This is a genomic window from Streptomyces sp. YKOK-I1 (assembly GCF_054660435.1).
The window spans coordinates 2,297,873-2,315,739 of sequence record NZ_BAAGDR010000001.1 but is presented as its reverse complement, the minus strand read 5'-3'; the positions used below and the strand labels follow the sequence as shown (position 1 = coordinate 2,315,739).

Sequence of the window (17,867 nt, the reverse complement as noted above, 5' to 3'; positions counted from 1 at the left end):
GATTGCATAAAAGTGCAGCGAAACGTATAGTCATGCCATCAAGGAGGAGGAGTCCATGGCGGTACGTGCGGCAGTGGCCGGAGCGAGCGGGTATGCGGGCGGCGAAGTGCTGCGCCTGCTCCTCGCGCACCCCGAGGTCGAGATCGGCGCCCTGACCGGCAATTCCAACGCGGGCCAGAAACTGGGCGGACTCCAGCCGCATCTGCTCCCGCTGGCCGACCGCGTCCTCCAGGAGACCACCGCCGAGGTCCTCGCCGGACACGACGTCGTCTTCCTCGCCCTCCCGCACGGGCAGTCCGCCGCCGTCGCCGAACAGCTCGGCCCGGACGTCCTCGTCGTCGACATGGGCGCCGACTTCCGGCTCGCCGACGCGGCCGACTGGGAGAGGTTCTACGGCTCCCCGCACGCCGGGACCTGGCCCTACGGCCTCCCCGAACTGCCGGGCGGCCGCGCCGCGCTGGAGGGGTCCAAGCGCATCGCGGTCCCCGGCTGCTACCCCACGGCCGTCTCACTGGCGCTCTTCCCGGCCTACGCCGCCGGCATCGCCGAGAACGAGGCCGTGATCGTCGCCGCCTCGGGCACCTCCGGCGCGGGCAAGGCGCCCAAGACGCACCTGCTGGGCTCCGAGGTGATGGGCTCCATGTCCCCCTACGGTGTCGGCGGCGGGCACCGGCACACCCCCGAGATCGTGCAGAACCTCAGCGCGGCGGCCGGGGAACGGGTCTCCGTCTCCTTCACCCCCACCCTCGCGCCGATGTCCCGCGGCATCCTCGCCACATGCTCCGCCAAGGCGAAGCCCGGCGTCACCGCCGAGTCCGTCCGCGCCGCCTACGAGAAGGCCCTCGCCGACGAGCCCTTCGTGCACCTGCTGCCCGAGGGGCAGTGGCCCGCCACGGCGTCCGTCCACGGTTCCAACGCCGTTCAGATCCAGGTCGCGTACGACGAGACCGCGGGCCGCATCATCGCGATCAGCGCCATCGACAACCTCACCAAGGGCACGGCCGGTGGTGCCGTCCAGAGCATGAACATCGCCCTCGGGTTCCACGAGAACACCGGGCTTTCCACGATCGGAGTCGCACCGTGAGTGTCACGGCAGCCAAGGGGTTCACGGCGGCGGGTATCGCCGCCGGGATCAAGGAGAACGGCAACCCGGACCTGGCCCTCGTGGTCAACACCGGGCCGCGCCGCGCCGCCGCGGGTGTCTTCACCTCCAACCGTGTGAAGGCCGCGCCGGTCCTGTGGTCCGAGCAGGTCCTCAAGAGCGGTGAGCTCTCCGCCGTCGTCCTCAACTCCGGCGGCGCCAACGCCTGTACGGGGCCCAAGGGCTTCCAGGACACCCACGCCACCGCCGAGAAGGTCGCGGACGCGCTGGGCGTCGGCGCGGGCGAGGTCGCCGTCTGCTCGACCGGCCTCATCGGGGTCCTGCTCCCCATGGACAAGCTGCTCCCGGGCGTCGGGACCGCCGCGGCCCAGCTGTCCGAGCACGGCGGCGAGAAGGCCGCCATCGCCATCAAGACCACCGACACCGTCCACAAGACCTCCGTCGCCCAGGGCGTCGGCTGGACCGTCGGCGGCATGGCCAAGGGCGCGGGCATGCTCGCCCCCGGCCTCGCCACCATGCTCGTCGTCCTCACCACCGACGCCGACGTCGACGCCGTGACCCTGGACCGGGCGCTGCGCGCCGCCACCCGGGTCACCTTCGACCGCGTCGACTCCGACGGCTGCATGTCCACCAACGACACCGTGCTGCTGCTCGCCTCCGGCGCCTCCGACGTCACCCCGGAGTACGACGAGTTCGCCGCCGCCGTGCGCGCCGTCTGCGACGACCTCGGCCAGCAGCTCATCCGCGACGCCGAGGGCGCCAGCAAGGACATCAAGGTCGAGGTGGTCAACGCTGCCTCGGAGGACGACGCCGTCGAGGTGGGCCGCTCCATCGCCCGCAACAACCTCCTCAAGTGCGCCATCCACGGCGAGGACCCCAACTGGGGCCGGGTGCTCTCCGCGATCGGCACCACGCAGGCCGCCTTCGAGGCCGACCGGCTCAACGTCGCCATCAACGGCGTCTGGGTCTGCAAGAACGGCGGCGTCGGCGAGGACCGCGACAAGGTCGACATGCGCTACCGCGAGGTGCACATCGTCGCCGACCTGGCCGCGGGCACCGAGACCGCGACCATCTGGACCAACGACCTCACCGCGGACTACGTCCACGAGAACAGCGCGTACTCCTCATGAGCAACGGACCCACGCGGAAGCACACCGCGCTCCCCAAGGCCCAGATCCTCATCGAGGCCCTGCCCTGGCTGACCCGGCACAACGGCAAGACGGTCGTCATCAAGTTCGGCGGCAACGCCATGGTGAACGAGGAGCTGAAGGCCGCCTTCGCCCAGGACGTCGTCTTCCTGCGCCACGCCGGCCTCAACGTCGTCGTCGTGCACGGCGGCGGCCCGCAGATCAGCGCGGCCCTCGACAGGCACGGCATCGTCAGCGAGTTCAAGGCGGGCCTGCGCGTCACCACCGAGGACGCCATGGACGTCGTACGGATGGTGCTCGCCGGACAGGTCCAGCGCGAGCTGGTCGGACTGCTCAACCAGCACGGACCCCTCGCCGTCGGTCTGACCGGCGAGGACGCGCACACCATCACCGCCACCAAGCACCAGCCCGAGATCGACGGCGAGCTCGTCGACATCGGGCGGGTGGGCGAGATCACCGCGATCGACACGGGCGCGATCGAGGCCCTGCTCGCCGACGGCCGCATCCCGGTCGTCTCCTCCATCGCCCGCTCCCAGGACGACGGACATGTCTACAACGTCAATGCTGATACGGCGGCTGCGGCACTCGCTGCGGCGCTGGGCGCCGAGACCCTCATGGTCCTCACGGACGTGGAGGGCCTCTACGAGAACTGGCCCGAGTCCGACGAGGTGATCAGCCGCCTCACCGCCTCGCAGCTCGAGAAGCTGCTGCCGGACCTCAGCGCCGGCATGGTCCCGAAGATGGAGGGCTGTCTGCACGCCGTGCGCGGCGGCGTCACCACGGCCCGGGTCATCGACGGGCGGGTCCAGCACTCGATCCTGCTGGAGATCTTCACCGACGAGGGAATCGGCACGATGGTCGTGCCCGACGAGCAGCAGGGGGAGTCCGCGTGAGCAACCAGGAACTGACCACCCGGTGGCAGGGCTCGCTCATGAACAACTACGGCACTCCGCGGCTGCCGTTGGTGCGCGGCGAGGGTGCCCGGCTGTGGGACGCCGACGGCAGGGAGTACGTCGACTTCGTCGGCGGCATCGCGGTCAACGCGCTCGGCCACGCCCACCCGGCGGTCGTCGAGGCGGTCAGCCGGCAGATCGCCTCCCTCGGCCATGTGTCGAACCTGTTCATCGCCGAACCCCCCGTCGCCCTCGCCGAGCGGCTCCTGCACCACTTCGGCCGGGACGGCAAGGTGTTCTTCTGCAACTCCGGCGCCGAGGCCAACGAGGGCGCCTTCAAGATCGGCCGGCTCACCGGGCGGTCCCACATGGTCGCCACCCAGGGCGGCTTCCACGGCCGCACCATGGGCGCCCTCGCGCTCACCGGCCAGCCCGGCAAGCAGGAGCCGTTCCTGCCGCTGCCCGGCGAGGTCACCCATGTCCCGTACGGCGACGCGCAGGCGCTGGCCGCCGCGGTCACCGAGGACACCGCCCTGGTGATCATCGAGCCGGTGCAGGGCGAGAACGGCGTCGTCGTGCCCCCGGCCGGCTATCTGAAGGCGGCGCGGGCGATCACCGCGGCCACCGGCTCGCTCCTCGTCCTCGACGAGGTGCAGACCGGCATCGGCAGGACCGGGCAGTGGTTCGAGTACCAGGCCCACGAGGGCGTCCTGCCGGATGTCGTGACCCTGGCCAAGGGGCTCGGCGGCGGGCTGCCGCTCGGCGCGACCGTCGCCTTCGGGCGGGCCGCGGACCTGCTCCAGCCGGGGCACCACGGGACCACGTTCGGCGGCAACCCCGTCGCCTGCGCGGCTGGCCTCGCCGTCCTCGACACCATCGCGAACGAGGGGTTGCTGGAGAACGTCAAGCGGCAGAGCGAGAAGCTGCGGGGTGGAATCGAGGGTCTCGGCCACCCGTTGATCGATTATGTCCGGGGCGCGGGCCTCCTCCTGGGTATCGTGCTCACCGAGCCGCTCGCGCCCCAGGTGCAGCAGGCGGCTCAGGAGGCCGGATTCCTCGTGAACGCGCCCGCCCCCGACGTCGTCCGGCTGATGCCGCCGCTGAATCTCGGCGACGACGCGGTGGAGGCGTTCCTCGGGGCGCTGCCCGGCATCCTCGACACAGCCAGCGGGGACGGATCCGGGGAATGAGACGACGATGAGCCAGGCGCAGGACCATGAGCAGGCCGGGGCGAACGGGCCCGCCGTGCCGCAGACCCGCACCGCCCGCCACCGCCGGATCGTGGACATCCTCAACCGGCAGCCCGTGCGCTCGCAGAGCCAGTTGGCGAAGCTGCTCGCCGACGACGGGCTGAGCGTCACCCAGGCGACGCTGTCGCGGGACCTGGACGAGCTGAACGCGGTGAAGATCCGCAACACCGACGGCGATCTCATCTACGCGGTGCCCAGCGAAGGGGGTTTCCGGACCCCGCGGGCGCCGCTCGGGGGGTCGGCGAAGGAGGAGCGGATGCGGCGGCTGTCCCAGGAGCTGCTGATCTCCGCGGAGGCCTCCGCGAACCTCGTGGTCCTGCGTACGCCGCCGGGCGCCGCCCAGTTCCTCGCCTCGGCGATCGACCAGGCGGAGCTGCACGACATCCTGGGGACGATCGCCGGCGACGACACGTTGCTGCTGATCAGTCGGGAGCCGACGGGGGGTCAGGCCTTGGCCGACCACTTGCTGCGGTTGGCTCAGAACGGCCACTGAGAGGGTGGTTGCGCGTATCGGCCGACTGCGGGCGGGTGGGGGCTGTTCGCGCAGTTCCCCGCGCCCCTAGGGAGTCGCAGCCACGCGCGCTGCCCGGCCACCGCTCGCAAGCTGCGGGCATGCGTGCCGCCTGGGGCGGCACGTCAGCCCAGACGCCGGGCCAGGCCCCCCGTGCACCGCACCTCGTCGCCCGCCGTGATCAGCAGGGCCTCCACGTCCGGCAGGGACTCCAGCCAGGCCAGCGCCTCCCGCGAACCCATCGCGAACGCGGCCGTGGCCCAGCAGTCCGCCCAGGTCAGACGGGGCGCGACCACCGTGACGGCGACGAGGTCGGTCACCGCGGACCGCCCCGTGCGCGGGTCGACGATATGCGCCCCCCGCTCGGCGGTACCCGAGGTCGCGACCGCCAGCTCGTCCGCCCCCGCCGCCGACACGACCGCGGCGAGGCCACCCGGCCGCAGCGGGTCGGACACCCCGACCCGCCAGGGCCGCTCCGGCCCGGGCACGCCCAGCAACTGCACGTCCCCGCCACCGTTGACGCTGACCCCGCTCACCCCCGGCACCCCGGACATCAGCCGCGCCGCCCGCTCGGTGGCCCAGCCCTTGACGATCCCGGTCGGGTCGAGCCGGCCCTCGTAGCGCATGCTGAACCAGCCGTCGCTGGCCCGCTCCGCCTCGGCGCCCAGCTCCAGCACCTCGGCCACCTCGGGATCGCACTCCCCGACGGTCAGCTCACCGCGCGCCATCCGGGAGACCTGGCTGTCCTCGCGGTAGGTGCTGAACACCTCGTTCACCCGGTGCAGCGAGGCCACCGCCTCGTCGAGCGCCGCGCGCACCGCCTGTGGTTCCCCGCCGCGGACGTCGAAGGAGAAGACCGTCCCCATGACCTCCTCCGCGTGACGCACCGCGGCGGGAGCTGCTGCCGACTCGGCCACGGTGTCAGTCACCGGCCTGGTCCAGCGCCGACTGCAGGGACTGCTTGTAGCCCTCGCTGGTGTAGGTGGCTCCGGAGACGGTGTCGATGTCCGCGCTGCCGGCCTTCACCGCGGCCTGGTTCAGCTTGGGGACGGAGAGTTCCGTCTTCTGCGTGCTGGTCCCGCCCGAGGGCGCCTGGACCGCCTCCGCCTTGGTGATCTTGCCGCCCGCGACCGTGATCCGGACCTGCACCGGACCGTACTGCGTCTGCGCCACCGTGCCGGTGAAGGTGCCGGAGGCCTGAGCCGCACCCGAGCCGGAGCCGGAGCCCGAGCCGGACCCCGAGCCGGAGCCCGACGACGAACCCGCGCTCGCCTTCGCCGCCTTGTCCAGGGCCGACTGGAGCGACTTCTTGTAGCCCTCGCTGGTGTAGGTGGCCCCGGAGACGGTGTCGATGTCCGCGCTGCCGGCCTTCACCGCGGCCTGGTTCAGCTTCGGGACGGAGAGTTCCGTCTTCTGCGTGCTGGTCCCGCCGGACGGCGCCTTGACGGCGTCCGCCTTGGTGATCTTGCCGTCGGCGAGCGTGATCTGCACCTGGACGTCGCCGTACTGGGTCGTCGTCACGTCCCCGGTGAAGGTCCCGGAGGCCTGCACCGCGCCCGAGCCGGAGTCCTGGGCGGAGCCCGCGCTCGCGTTCGCCTTGTCGATCGCCGACTGGAGGGACTTCTTGTAGCCCTCGCTGGTGTAGGTCGCGCCCGAGACTGTGTCGATCTGCACGCTCTGCTTGGCGACGACGTCCGCGTTCAGCTTGGGGATCGCCAGCTCGGACTTCTGGGTGCTGGTGCCCCCCGACGGCGCCTTGACGGCCTCCGCCTTGGTGATCTTGTTGTTGACGACGGTGATCCGGACCTGGACGTCGCCGTACTGGGTCTTGACGGCGTCACCGGTCATCGTGCCCGTCACGGGCGCCCCGGCCCCGCCCTGGGCCGCCTCCTGCGCCGCCGTTCCGCCGGCCCCCGCCGCCTGGGTGGACGTCGGGTCGGTCGCCGGCTTCAGCGACAGCAGCAGCACGATCCCGGACACGGTGGCGGCACTGGCCAGCACGACCCGCCGGAGAGGGTGGCTCTTCCTCATCTGCTCCTGAGCTCCTGATTCAAGTAGAAGGCCACGTCACGGGCCGGGAGTCGTGCCGAACGTCGTGCCGCTCACATCTCGAACGACTCGTGATGGATACGGCGGGCCGGGACCCCGGCGCCGCGCAGTGCCTCGTACACGCCCTGGGCGAAGCCGTTCGGCCCGCACATGAACACGTCGTGGTCGTCGATGTCGGGGATCTTGCGCTGGAGGGACTCCGCCGAGATGTCGGGGCGCTCCCCGTCGGGGCTGTTGACCGCGTACATCAGCCGCGCCCCGCGCTCGTCGGCGATCTTCGCCAGCTCGTCCCACAGGGCCAGGTCCTGGGTGCTGTTGGCCCGGTACAGGAGCGTGATGTCACCGGGCGCGCCCGGCAGCGTCTCGAACAGCGTCCGCATCGGCGTGATGCCCACACCACCGGCGACCAGCAGCACCTTGCCGCGGCTGCGCCGGGAGGCGGTCATCGCGCCGTACGGGCCCTCGGCCCACACCTTGGTGCCGGGCCGCAGTTCGCGCAGCGCCGCGGTGTGGTCGCCGATCGCCTTGACCGTGATCCGCAGCAGCTCGGGGCGCGGGTTCGCCGACAGCGAGTAGGGGTGGGAGCTGAAGCGCATCCCCGGGGCGAGGAACCGCCACCGGAAGAACTGCCCCGCCTCCGCGCCGATCCGGTGCAGCTTGCGGCCGCCGATCAGGACGGACACGATGCCCGGCGTCTCCTCGATGACCGCCTCGACGTACATGCGGTGCCGCAGGTTCAGCCGGATCGGGGTGAGGATCCGGTACCAGATCACCAGCGCGGTGACCGAGCCGTACAGCCCGTACCAGACGGTCTTCGCGGCGGGCTCGACGGCGAACTCGTTGCCGGTGGTGAGCTGGTGCCAGAAGGTCAGGAACACCGCGGCGTACGTCATCAGATGGATGTGGTACCAGGTGTCGTACGGCATCTTCCGGCGGACCGGGCCGATCGACACCAGGCCGATGACCAGCAGCAGACCGGTGCCGATCGCCGCCTTGCCCATGTCGGGAAGCTGGTTGATGGAGTCGGTCGTCTGCTGGACGATGTCACCGAGCGACTTGCCGGCCTGGAGCGCGTACCCCCACATGATGAGGAACACGTGCGCGAAGGTCAGGCAGAGGGTGTACCGGCCGCTCATCGCGTGCCAGCGCGCCACCCGGTCCGAGCCCACCCGGCGCTCCAGCGCCGGCACCCGGGCCATCTGGAGCACGACGAGCGCCATCAGATAGCCGGCGAGCAGACCGGTGATCCGCCCCGCGTTGAGAATCTTGCTGTCGTTGTCCGCGATGTTCGGCGTATTGCTCCACCACAGCCACAGCACGCCCGCGGCGCCCGCCCATACGGCGAGCAGCAACGGAACGGCGGGGGATCGGCGCGGGCGGATGCGGCGCATCGTCTGGCGGCGGGCGGCGCGTCCGCCTGCGATCGTGGTGGTCACGGTTCCTCCGTGGGGACTTGACCCTGGCGCCCACAGATACGTGCCTCGACCGCTTTGTGTTCAGAGACCCGCCGAGTCCAGTGCGGACTGGAGTGACTGGCGGTAACCGTCACTCGTGTACGTCGCTCCCGAGACGGTGTCGATGTCCGCGCTCTGCGCCTTCAGCGCCTCGCTGCGCAGCTGGGGGATGGCGTACGCGTTGATCTGCTGGTCGCGTGGATTGTCCTGGGGGTAGGTCACCGCCGTCACGTCCGTGATCTTCCCGTTCTGGACGGTGATCCGGACCTGGACCGGCCCCCAGCGGGTCTGCACCGAGTCGCCGGTGACGGTCGTGCTGCCCTTGCCCGAGCCGGCGCTCGCACTGCTCGTGGACGAGGGGGCCGGGGACGCCACGGCCACCTCGGGTGCCGTGTGCGGCTTGAGCGCCAGCAGCATCACCACCGCGGAGACGGTGGTGGCGCCGGCCAGCATGATCCGGCGCAGGGGGCGGTTCTTCTTCAGCGGGTGCACTGCTACGACCTCACAACTCTCACAGCTCGAACGACTCGTGGTGGATCCGCCGGTCCGGCACCCCGGCGGCGCGCAGGGCCTCGTACACGTCCCGGGCGAAGCCGTGCGGCCCGCAGAGGTAGACGTCGTACCCGGCCAGATCGGGCACCGCCGCGCGCAGCGACCCGGCGCCCAGATCCGGGCGCTGCCCCTCGGGCCCGTTGAGCGCGTACAGCACCCTCGACCCGCGCCAGCGCGCGATCGCCTCCAGCTCCGCTCCCAGCGCGAGGTCCTGCGCCGACCGCGCCCGGTACAGCACGGTCACCTCACCGGGCAGCGTCTCGAACAGCGCCCGCAGCGGGGTGATGCCCACCCCCGCCCCGATCAGCAGCGACTTCGGCGCGGTGCGCCGGTCGGCGGTCATCGCGCCGTACGGCCCCTCGGCCCACACACGCGTGCCGGGCCGCAGCAGCGCCACCCGCGCGCTGTGCCCGCCGAGCGCCTTGACCGTGATCCGCATCTGTTCGCGCCGGGGCGGCGCCGACAGCGAGTACGGCGTCGAGGTCCACGCCAGCCCCGCCCCGAGGAACCGCCACCGGAAGAACTGCCCGGCCCGCGCCCCGAGTTCGTCCAGCCGCCGCCCCCGTACGACCACGGAGTACACCCCGGGGGCCTCCCGCTGCACGGACTCCACCCGCAGCCGGTGCCGCAGGTTCAGCCGTACGGGGACCAGGACCCGGAACCACAGCACCAGCCCCGCCGCCCCGAGGTAGAGCGCGTACCAGGCGGCCGTGGCCACCGGCCTGCCGTTGAGGTCGTTGCCGAGGGCCAGCTGATGGCCGAAGGCGAGGAAGACGGCCGCGTAGGTGAGGAGGTGGACGTAGTACCAGAACTCGTAGCCGGTGCGGCGGCGCACGGCCCGTACCGAGGTCGCCCCGACCGCGAGGAGGATCACCGTGCCGGCGGTCGCCTTCAGCATCTCGGGGTAGTCCAGGACCACCGTCAGCGTCTCGTCGACGAGCGAGCGGTGGTCCTGGGCCGCGTACCCGGCGAGAATCAGCACCACGTGCGCCACCAGCAGACAGACCGTGTAGCGGCCCGCCATCGCGTGCCAGCGCGCCACCCGGTCGGAGCCGATCCGCCGCTCCAGCAGCGGCACCCGTGCCATCAGGGCGACGACCACCGCGCAGGCGTACCCGCACAGCAGCCCGGCGATCCGCCCGGCCCCGGTCAGCCAGCCCGCCGCCCCGACGACCGAGCCGGTGCCGGACCACCACAGGGCGAGCACGGCCACGGCCCCCGCCCACAGCACGGCGAGCACCGGTCCCGCGGGGGAGCGCGGGGGAGCCGGCGCCGCCGGGGGCGCCGCCCGCCGCTCGTACACGGTGGTCATGAGGAGGTCCTTTCGCCGGTCGGGGAGCCCACTGTGCGCGGCGAACTTCTGAGACCGCTCTGAGCGGCCGCCGCGCACGGCGGACTCAGAGAAAACTCAGAGCATCCGCAGAGCCCGTTCCGCCCGGCCGGGAGCGATCCTGGAAGCAGCCATGAACACCACCCGCTCCGGCCGCCCCGCGCTCACCCGCCCCGACGGCACCCCGCTGCGCGTCCTCGTCGTCGACGACGACCCCGACCTCGCCGAGGTGCTCTCCGGCGCCCTGCGCTACGAGGGCTGGCGGATCCGCACGGCGGGCGACGGCGCCTCCGCCCTCACGGCGGCCCGGGAGCTGCTGCCCGACGCGGTCGTGCTGGACGTGATGCTCCCCGACACCGACGGCTTCGCCGTCCTGCGCTCCCTGCACACGGTGAAGCCGGACGTCTGCGTCCTGTTCCTCACCGCCCGCGACGCGGTGGAGGACCGGATCGCCGGCATCACGGCGGGCGGCGACGACTACGTCACCAAGCCCTTCAGCCTGGAGGAGGTCGTCGCCCGGCTGCGCGGACTGCTGCGCCGCGCCGGCATGGCCCGCCAGCAGGAAGAGGGCCCGAGGATGGTCGTCGGTGACCTGGTCATGGACGAGGAGGCCCGCGAGGTCACCCGCGCGGGCGAACTGATCGAACTCTCCCCGACCGAGTTCGAACTCCTGCGGTTCCTGATGCGCAACCCGCGCCGGGTGCTCAGCAAGACCCAGATCCTCGACCGGGTGTGGTCCTACGACTTCGGCGGCCGCGCCCATGTCGTCGAGCTGTACATCTCCTATCTGCGCAAGAAGATCGACGCGGGCCGCGAGCCGATGATCCACACCGTGCGCGGGGCCGGGTACGTGCTGAAACCGGCCGCGTCATGAGCCGTCTGCTGCCCCGCACCCTGCGCGCCCGCCTCACCGCCGGTCTCGTGGTCCTGCTGGCGCTCGGCTGCGCGGCGGTCGGCGTGGCCGCGGTCGTCGGTCTGAACGGCTTCCTCACCGGCCGCCTCGACGAACAGCTCGCCGAGGTCGGCAGCCGCTTCCCGGCCAGCCTGGAACACGGCGGCCGGCTGCCCGGCATCGACGATCACGACGGCGACGAGCACGGCGACACCCGCCGCCAGTCGGCGGGCACCCTGGGCGCGCGCCTGGTGAACGGGACCGTCACCAACGCGGCGGTGGTCCCCTCCTCCGGCTCCGAGACGACGGACCTGACCGTCGACCTGACCACCGCCGACCGGCACGCCCTCGCCGCCGTCCCCGTCGACGGCCGGGCCCACACCCTCCATCTCTCCGCCCTCGACGAGTACCGGGTCCGGGCCACCGCGGGCCTGGACGGGGACGTCCTGGTCACCGGTCTCCCGCTGGAACCGGTGGAGTCGACGGTCCACCGCCTCGAACTGGTCGCGGGGATCGTCTTCGGCGTGACCCTGGTCATCGCCGGTGTGGCCGGCGCCCTCTGGGTGCGCTGGTCGCTCCGCCCGCTGAGCCGGGTCGCGGCGACGGCCACCAGGGTCAGCGAACTCCCGCTCGCCAGCGGGGAGGTGGCGCTGCCGCCCCGGGCCCCTTCGGCGGACCCGCGGAGCGAGGTGGGCCGGATGGCCGGCGCCTTCAACCGCATGCTGGGCCATGTCGAGGACGCCCTCACCAAACGCCACGCCAGCGAGGAGCGGCTGCGCAGCTTCGCCGCCGACGCCAGCCATGAACTGCGCACCCCGGTCGCCTCGGTCCGCGGTCACGCCGAACTGGCCCTGCTCCACCCCGGCCCGGTCCCCCCGGAGGTGACCCGGGCCCTGGAACGCATCGCGGCCGAGTCCTCCCGCATGGGCGAGATGGTCGACGACCTGCTCCTGCTGGCCCGCCTGGACGCGGGCCGTCCGCTGGAGCGCCGCCCCGTGGACCTCACCCGGCTGGTCCTGGACGCGGTGACCGACGCGAGGGCGGCCGGCCCCGGGCACCGCTGGACCCTGGACCTCCCCGAGGAGCCGGTCACCGTCACCGGCGACGCGCACCGGCTCCACCAGGTCCTCGCCAACCTCCTGGCCAACGCCCGCCTGCACACCCCCGAGGGCACCCAGGTCACGGTCACCCTGGAGACGGACCCCGCAGCGACCCGCCTCCGCGTCCACGACGACGGCCCCGGCATCCCCGAGGACCTCCAGCCGAGGATCTTCGACCGCTTCACCCGAGCCGACCACCGCCGCACGAAGACAGGCACGGGCCTCGGCCTGTCGATCGTGTCGGCGGTGGCGGAGGCCCACGGCGGAACGGTGACCCTGACCAGCCGCCCCGGTGCGACAACGTTCACGGTCGAACTAGGAGCAGCTGGTCCCACCTGAGGGGCGCGGGGCTGTATCGATTTGCGGCTCCGCCGCGTGGGCGCGACCAGCCACAGACGGCCCGCGCCCGCACGACGAACCGCCTCACCCCAACGGATTGAGCAACTCGCCCTTCCCCTCGAACGCGTACAACAACAGGTCGGTCATCTGGAAAACGCCCGCATCCCGCCGCGCGTCCACCGGGGAGAGGAACGGCCGCCAGAACGGATCCCGCACGATCGAGTACCGGCTCCCCTCCATCGCCCGATGGAACGTCTCGGCCACGATCCGCCCTCCGACCCCGGTCAGCCGTCCGCCGCCGTTCACCTCGGCCTCCCGCAGGACGTAGAACCACAGCGGACAGTCGGCGGCGACCCGCCTGCGCAGCGCCTCGCTCAGCTGCGCCCCGTCCCGGTTCTCGAAGTCGGACGCGTTCAGCGGCTTGACCCCCACGCCCTTGGCCATGAGGTGCTTGGCCATCTGCTGCCCGGAGGCGAGCCGCAGCATGGTGCTCCGGGTGAGGTTGCGGAAGGCGAGGTTGCGCTCGATGTCGTCCGGAGCGGTCCCGCGTCCGCCGAAGGAGCCGAGCGGCAGCTTGGCCAGCGGGTTGACCAGCAGGGTGTCGATGCGCTTGGCGACATTGGCCTGCGCGTCCGTCACCCCGAGGTCCGCGCGTCCGGCCTCGCGGAAGTCGAACAGCCTGCGCAGATCGGCGATCCAGTTGCTGGGCAGCCGCTCGAAGGCGCCGGCCTCGGGGTCGTCCGGGCTGTCCGGCGGCGGGGAGAGGATGCCGCTGGTGCCGGAGAACTGGAACAGCAGCGCCAGGGTGCCCCGGCCGTTGTCGAAGACGCGGTTCCAGTTGTAGGCGCCGCGCACCATGCTGTGGCCGAGCCGGTACGCGGCCACGGAGAACTCGATCGGCATGGTCGGGAAGTCGTGCTCGCCGGGCGCGGGGTCGACCACCTTGCGGCCCTTGGTGAAGACGTCCTTGACGATCGTCTCGTCGACGATCCTGGGCAGGAGGTCGGTGCGCAGCATCCACTGGTAGTGCTTGACGACGGCCTCGCGCGCCGACTCGAAGAGCACCGCGCTGGAGACGCCCTTGTCGGCGAGCTCGGTGGCCAGCCGGTTGTGGAAGCGGATGAAGGCGCAGTGGATCTGGGCGACCGCGAGGTTCTCGTCGTTGCGCGGGTCGGGGATCAGCGGCCTGCGTCGCTCGGACTTCAGCGAGCCGATGCCCACCCGGGGCAGGTCGAAGCCGGCGAGCGGCTGCCCGGTGATGTCGGTGGCACCCGGGATGCCCTGGGTGGTGCCCGTCTTCAGATGGATGCCGTCGGGGTCGTAGAACCGTCCGTCGAAGCGGTGGTCCGGGCCCAGGCCGTACAGCGAGTCGAGGTCGAGGGCGGGCGAGCGGCCCTGGAGGAGCTGGCGGACGGTGATGTCGTCCTCGAGCTGCGCCGCCGTGGCGTCCAGGGTGAGGTCGTGGTCCACGAACTGGCCGAGGTAGGTGAAGCCGGCGGGCACCTTCGGATTGGCCGAGTCGGGCTGGGTCCGGGTGGTGTCGGTCATCGCCTGGGCCAGCTCGCTGCGGGCGGCCCGGTCCAGCTGTCGCTGCGGCTCGGCCTGGGGGCCCAGCCGGGAGAACCGGAACCTGCGCAGCGCCTCGACGGTCGAGGCGGTCAGCGGCTCGGCGGGCTGCTCGCCCCGGGAGTCGGTGAGAACGCCCTCGCCGACGACGTAGTACGAGGACCTGACGTGACGTTTGCTCTGTGGTTCGCGTGCGGGTCGGAACATGATTCCCCCATGTGTTCCCGAGGTCGCGCGGATCGATGGAGGCCACGCTAGGCGACAAGTGACCCGGAAGGGGAAATTCCGTCACATCATCTCATGATTGATTATTTCTGTACAATCAGTCAAACCGCGTAAACCGGACAGTCGGGCAGCCGGGCATGCTCAGGGGGTCGGCGGCAGGGGCAGCGGCAGCCCGGGGAGCCCGTCGATGCTGCTCGCGATGTACTCCTTCTTGCCGAAGTAGGCGTCCAGCGAGGCGTCGTCCTCCCGTGCGAACCGCTTCCCGTGCAGATCCCGGTCCTGTTCGTACGTCATGAAGGGCACCGCGTATCCGCAGGTGTCCCGGACCAGTTCGGCGTGGACGACGATGACCGCCCGCAGGCCGTGCGGGGTCGGGTCGATGCCGGGGAAGTGGCGCAGCAGTTCCTTGAAGCGGGGATCGTCCCGGAACACGGGCTCGCCCCGGCCGTGCACCCGCACGATGTTCGGCGGGCCCTGGAACGCGCACCACATCAGGGTGATCCGCCCGTTCTCCCGCAGATGGGCGACGGTCTCCGCGTTGGACCCGGCGAAGTCGAGGTAGGCCACGGTGAGTTCGTCGATCACCGCGAACGAGCCCTTGAGGCCCTTGGGGGAGAGGTTGACCGTGCCGTCGCCGGACAGCGGAGCGGTCGCGGTGAAGAAGAGCGGCTGCTCCTCGATGAAGGTGCGGAGCCTGCCGTCGATGCGCTCATAGGTCTTTCCCATGTCTAATGATTATTCGGGAAAGCGTTCGTGCAGGAAAGCGTTCGTTCGGGAAAGCGATGTGCGTGCACATGCCGCAGTGGCCGCCCCGGCCGGCGCTTCCTCGGGGCGGCCACCACGCCTGTCACGTCACTTGTTCAACGTGCAGGCGGCCAGGGCCTCCAGGCCCTGCGGCTTGGTGCCGGCGCGGCCGATGGAGATGGCGATGCGGTCGATCGTGGAGACGCGCTTGTCCTTCAGCGGGCCGAGGATCGCGTTGTTCACGAAGTTCGCGCCGCCCTGGCCCACGGTGTCGATCAGGCGCTGGTTGGCCTCGTCGATCTGGGTCTGGAGCAGGGTGAGGTTGCGGTCGACCTCGGCCTGGGCGCGGGCGGGGATCTCCGGGAGCTGCGAGGCGACGTCCGGGCAGGTGATGGTGCCGACACCGTTCGCGTCGGCGGCGTTGTCCTCGGCGCCCGCGCCCGTGTCGTCGCCCGTGTCCTGCGCGTCGCCCGCGGCGTCGTCGGCCGGGGTCTCGGTCGCGCCCGCGTTGTCCTCGGCGCCGGCGTCGTCCCCGGCCTCGTCGCCCGCCTCGTTCCCGGCGGCCACGCCGTCCGCGTTGAGGGTGCAGGGCGCGAGCGCCTCGAGGCCCTGGGGCTTGTCGGCGGTGCGGCCGATCGCGGTGGCGATGCGGTTCACGGTGGCGATCCGCTTGTCCTCCAGCGGGCCGAGGATCGCGTTCTGCACGAAGTTCGCGCCGCCCTGGCCCACGGTGTCGATCAGGCGCTGGTTGGCCTCGTCGATCTGGGTCTGGAGCAGGGTGAGGTTGCGGTCGACCTCGGCCTGGGCGGAGGCCGGGATCTCGGGGAGCTGCGAGGCGACGTCCGGGCACGTGATGGTGCCGGGTCCGGCGGCGGCGAGCGTGTTGGCGTTCGTCGTGCTGTCCTTGGACGACTCGCCGGCGAGGGCCTGGTTCACGACCACCGCACCGGTCAGGGCCAGAGCGGCGGCGCCGCCGATGATCGCCACACGACGCTTGTTGTACTTCGGAAGAGCCCTGGACATGCGGATGCCTCACTTGGGTCAGGAGTGGGTTTACAAACGCGGCGCCAGCGTTCAGCCGTGAGTACGGGTAAGCGGTTGCGGTTGTTCAAGGTGACTTCAAAAGTCTTGGGAACTCTCCAAAATTGACGAATCATGCAATGCACTGCATACTCATGCATGACCTTGAGTGCAGCGGTGAGGAGCAACGCAGTGAGCAGCAACAGCGGTGACGTCCGGCTCTGGGGCGGCCGGTTCGCCGACGGTCCCGCCGAGGCCCTGGCCAAGCTGTCCGCGTCCGTCCACTTCGACTGGCGGCTCGCGCCCTACGACATCGCCGGTTCGCGTGCTCACGCGCGCGTGCTGCACAAGGCGCACCTGCTCACCGAGGACGAGCTGACCCGCATGGTCGAGGGCCTCGACCAGCTGGAGGCCGACGTCGCCGCCGGCACCTTCGTGGGCACCATCGCCGACGAGGACGTGCACACCGCCCTGGAGCGCGGCCTCCTGGAGCGCCTCGGCCCCGACCTCGGCGGCAAGCTGCGCGCCGGCCGCTCCCGCAACGACCAGGTCGCCACCCTCTTCCGCATGTACCTGCGGGACCACGCCCGGATCATCGGCGGCCTGGTCGCCGACCTCCAGGACGCCCTCATCGGCCTGGCGGAGGCCCACCCGGACGTGGCGATGCCCGGCCGCACCCACCTCCAGCACGCCCAGCCGGTCCTCTTCGCCCACCATGTCCTGGCCCACGTCCAGTCCCTCTCCCGGGACGCCGAACGCCTGCGCCAGTGGGACGCGCGCACGGCCGTGTCGCCGTACGGCTCGGGCGCCCTCGCCGGCTCCTCCCTCGGTCTGGACCCCGAGGCGGTCGCGGCGGACCTCGGCTTCGAGCACGGCAGCGTCGGCAACTCCATCGACGGCACGGCCTCCCGTGACTTCGTCGCGGAGTTCGCCTTCATCACGGCGATGATCGGCGTGAACCTCTCCCGGATCGCCGAGGAGGTCATCATCTGGAACACGAAGGAGTTCTCCTTCGTGACCCTGCACGACGCCTTCTCCACCGGCTCCTCGATCATGCCGCAGAAGAAGAACCCGGACATCGCCGAGCTGGCGCGCGGCAAGTCCGGCCGTCTGATCGGCAACCTCACCGGCCTCATGGCCACCCTGAAGGCGCTGCCGCTCGCCTACAACCGGGACCTCCAGGAGGACAAGGAGCCGGTCTTCGACTCCTGCGACCAGCTCGAGGTCCTGCTCCCCGCCTTCACCGGCATGATGGCCACCCTCACCGTCCACCGCGAGCGCATGGAGGAACTGGCCCCGGCCGGCTTCTCCCTCGCCACCGACATCGCCGAGTGGCTGGTCAAGCAGGGCGTCCCGTTCCGGGTCGCCCACGAGGTCGCGGGCGAGTGCGTCAAGGCGGCCGAGGCCGAGAACAAGGAACTGGACGAACTGACGGACGACCAGTTCGCGAAGATCTCCGCCCACCTCACCCCCGAGGTCCGCACGGTCCTCAACGTCCCCGGCGCCCTGGCCTCCCGCAACGGCCGAGGCGGCACGGCCCCGAGCGCGGTCGCGATCCAGCTGGCGGAGGTCAAGACGGACGTGGCGGCCCAGCATGCCTGGGCGACTGCCAAGAAGGCCTGACGGCAGCCACGCAAGGGGCGCGGGGCTGTATTGATGTGCGGCTTCGCCGCGTGGGGGCGACAAGCCACG

General features: G+C 71.4%; 16 protein-coding genes. 8 read left to right on the top strand and 8 right to left on the bottom strand.

What is annotated here, in order from left to right; translation table 11 throughout:
- Nucleotides 1-55: 55 nt before the first annotated feature.
- Genes argC through ACYQ8Q_RS09755 form a run of 5 tightly spaced genes read left to right on the top strand, consistent with a single transcriptional unit; the run spans nucleotide 56 to nucleotide 4,886 of the window.
- Complete coding sequence (gene argC / locus ACYQ8Q_RS09775; protein ID WP_460063649.1) at nucleotides 56-1,084, top strand: N-acetyl-gamma-glutamyl-phosphate reductase; 1,029 nt, start codon at nucleotides 56-58, stop codon at nucleotides 1,082-1,084.
- A complete protein-coding gene (gene argJ, locus ACYQ8Q_RS09770) occupies nucleotides 1,081-2,232 on the top strand; it encodes a bifunctional glutamate N-acetyltransferase/amino-acid acetyltransferase ArgJ (protein ID WP_460063647.1) in 1,152 nt (383 codons plus the stop codon). The genes argC and argJ overlap by 4 nt, the downstream gene beginning before the upstream one ends.
- Nucleotides 2,229-3,143 (top strand): acetylglutamate kinase, encoded by a 915-nt coding sequence (argB, locus tag ACYQ8Q_RS09765; protein WP_460063645.1) that lies wholly within the window; start codon nucleotides 2,229-2,231, stop codon nucleotides 3,141-3,143. Before argJ ends, argB begins: the two co-directional genes overlap by 4 nt.
- Nucleotides 3,140-4,333: an acetylornithine transaminase gene (locus ACYQ8Q_RS09760; protein WP_460063642.1), complete on the top strand. Its 1,194-nt coding sequence runs from the start codon at nucleotides 3,140-3,142 to the stop codon at nucleotides 4,331-4,333. Before argB ends, ACYQ8Q_RS09760 begins: the two co-directional genes overlap by 4 nt.
- Nucleotides 4,334-4,340: 7 nt before the next feature.
- Nucleotides 4,341-4,886 (top strand): arginine repressor, encoded by a 546-nt coding sequence (locus tag ACYQ8Q_RS09755; RefSeq protein WP_358994948.1) that lies wholly within the window; start codon nucleotides 4,341-4,343, stop codon nucleotides 4,884-4,886.
- A gap of 143 nt (nucleotides 4,887-5,029) precedes the next feature.
- On the opposite strand, the gene ACYQ8Q_RS09750 is transcribed toward ACYQ8Q_RS09755, so the two are convergent.
- From ACYQ8Q_RS09750 to ACYQ8Q_RS09730, 5 genes are all read right to left on the bottom strand, one after another.
- On the bottom strand, nucleotides 5,030-5,770 hold the full coding sequence (locus tag ACYQ8Q_RS09750; RefSeq protein ID WP_460073231.1) for an FAD:protein FMN transferase: 741 nt from the start codon (nucleotides 5,768-5,770) through the stop codon (nucleotides 5,030-5,032).
- A gap of 55 nt (nucleotides 5,771-5,825) precedes the next feature.
- Nucleotides 5,826-6,935 carry an FMN-binding protein gene (locus ACYQ8Q_RS09745; protein ID WP_460063639.1) on the bottom strand — a complete coding sequence of 370 codons (1,110 nt, stop codon included), beginning with the start codon at nucleotides 6,933-6,935 and terminating at the stop codon, nucleotides 5,826-5,828.
- A gap of 71 nt (nucleotides 6,936-7,006) precedes the next feature.
- Nucleotides 7,007-8,389 (bottom strand): ferredoxin reductase family protein, encoded by a 1,383-nt coding sequence (locus ACYQ8Q_RS09740; RefSeq protein ID WP_460063637.1) that lies wholly within the window; start codon nucleotides 8,387-8,389, stop codon nucleotides 7,007-7,009.
- 60 nt (nucleotides 8,390-8,449) lie between these two features.
- A complete protein-coding gene (locus tag ACYQ8Q_RS09735; protein WP_460063634.1) occupies nucleotides 8,450-8,899 on the bottom strand; it encodes an FMN-binding protein in 450 nt (149 codons plus the stop codon).
- A 19-nt stretch (nucleotides 8,900-8,918) separates the two neighbouring features.
- Nucleotides 8,919-10,271 (bottom strand): ferredoxin reductase family protein, encoded by a 1,353-nt coding sequence (locus ACYQ8Q_RS09730; RefSeq protein WP_460063632.1) that lies wholly within the window; start codon nucleotides 10,269-10,271, stop codon nucleotides 8,919-8,921.
- Between the two features lie 151 nt (nucleotides 10,272-10,422).
- Between ACYQ8Q_RS09730 and ACYQ8Q_RS09725 the strand changes: the two genes are divergently transcribed.
- Both ACYQ8Q_RS09725 and ACYQ8Q_RS09720 read left to right on the top strand, forming a co-directional pair.
- Nucleotides 10,423-11,163, top strand: coding sequence for a response regulator transcription factor (locus tag ACYQ8Q_RS09725; protein WP_460063629.1), 741 nt, complete (start codon nucleotides 10,423-10,425; stop codon nucleotides 11,161-11,163).
- Nucleotides 11,160-12,620, top strand: coding sequence for a sensor histidine kinase (locus ACYQ8Q_RS09720; protein WP_460063627.1), 1,461 nt, complete (start codon nucleotides 11,160-11,162; stop codon nucleotides 12,618-12,620). Before ACYQ8Q_RS09725 ends, ACYQ8Q_RS09720 begins: the two co-directional genes overlap by 4 nt.
- Nucleotides 12,621-12,704: 84 nt before the next feature.
- On the opposite strand, the gene ACYQ8Q_RS09715 is transcribed toward ACYQ8Q_RS09720, so the two are convergent.
- The 3 genes from ACYQ8Q_RS09715 to ACYQ8Q_RS09705 all read right to left on the bottom strand — a co-directional run bounded on the left by ACYQ8Q_RS09715 (nucleotide 12,705) and on the right by ACYQ8Q_RS09705 (nucleotide 16,178).
- On the bottom strand, nucleotides 12,705-14,393 hold the full coding sequence (locus ACYQ8Q_RS09715) for a peroxidase family protein (protein WP_460063625.1): 1,689 nt from the start codon (nucleotides 14,391-14,393) through the stop codon (nucleotides 12,705-12,707).
- A 159-nt stretch (nucleotides 14,394-14,552) separates the two neighbouring features.
- Nucleotides 14,553-15,137, bottom strand: coding sequence for a pyridoxamine 5'-phosphate oxidase family protein (locus tag ACYQ8Q_RS09710; protein WP_460063622.1), 585 nt, complete (start codon nucleotides 15,135-15,137; stop codon nucleotides 14,553-14,555).
- Between the two features lie 126 nt (nucleotides 15,138-15,263).
- On the bottom strand, nucleotides 15,264-16,178 hold the full coding sequence (locus ACYQ8Q_RS09705; protein ID WP_460063619.1) for a hypothetical protein: 915 nt from the start codon (nucleotides 16,176-16,178) through the stop codon (nucleotides 15,264-15,266).
- Nucleotides 16,179-16,367: 189 nt separating this feature from the next.
- Between ACYQ8Q_RS09705 and argH the strand changes: the two genes are divergently transcribed.
- Nucleotides 16,368-17,798: an argininosuccinate lyase gene (argH, locus tag ACYQ8Q_RS09700; RefSeq protein ID WP_460063617.1), complete on the top strand. Its 1,431-nt coding sequence runs from the start codon at nucleotides 16,368-16,370 to the stop codon at nucleotides 17,796-17,798.
- The last annotated feature ends 69 nt before the right edge of the window (nucleotides 17,799-17,867 follow it).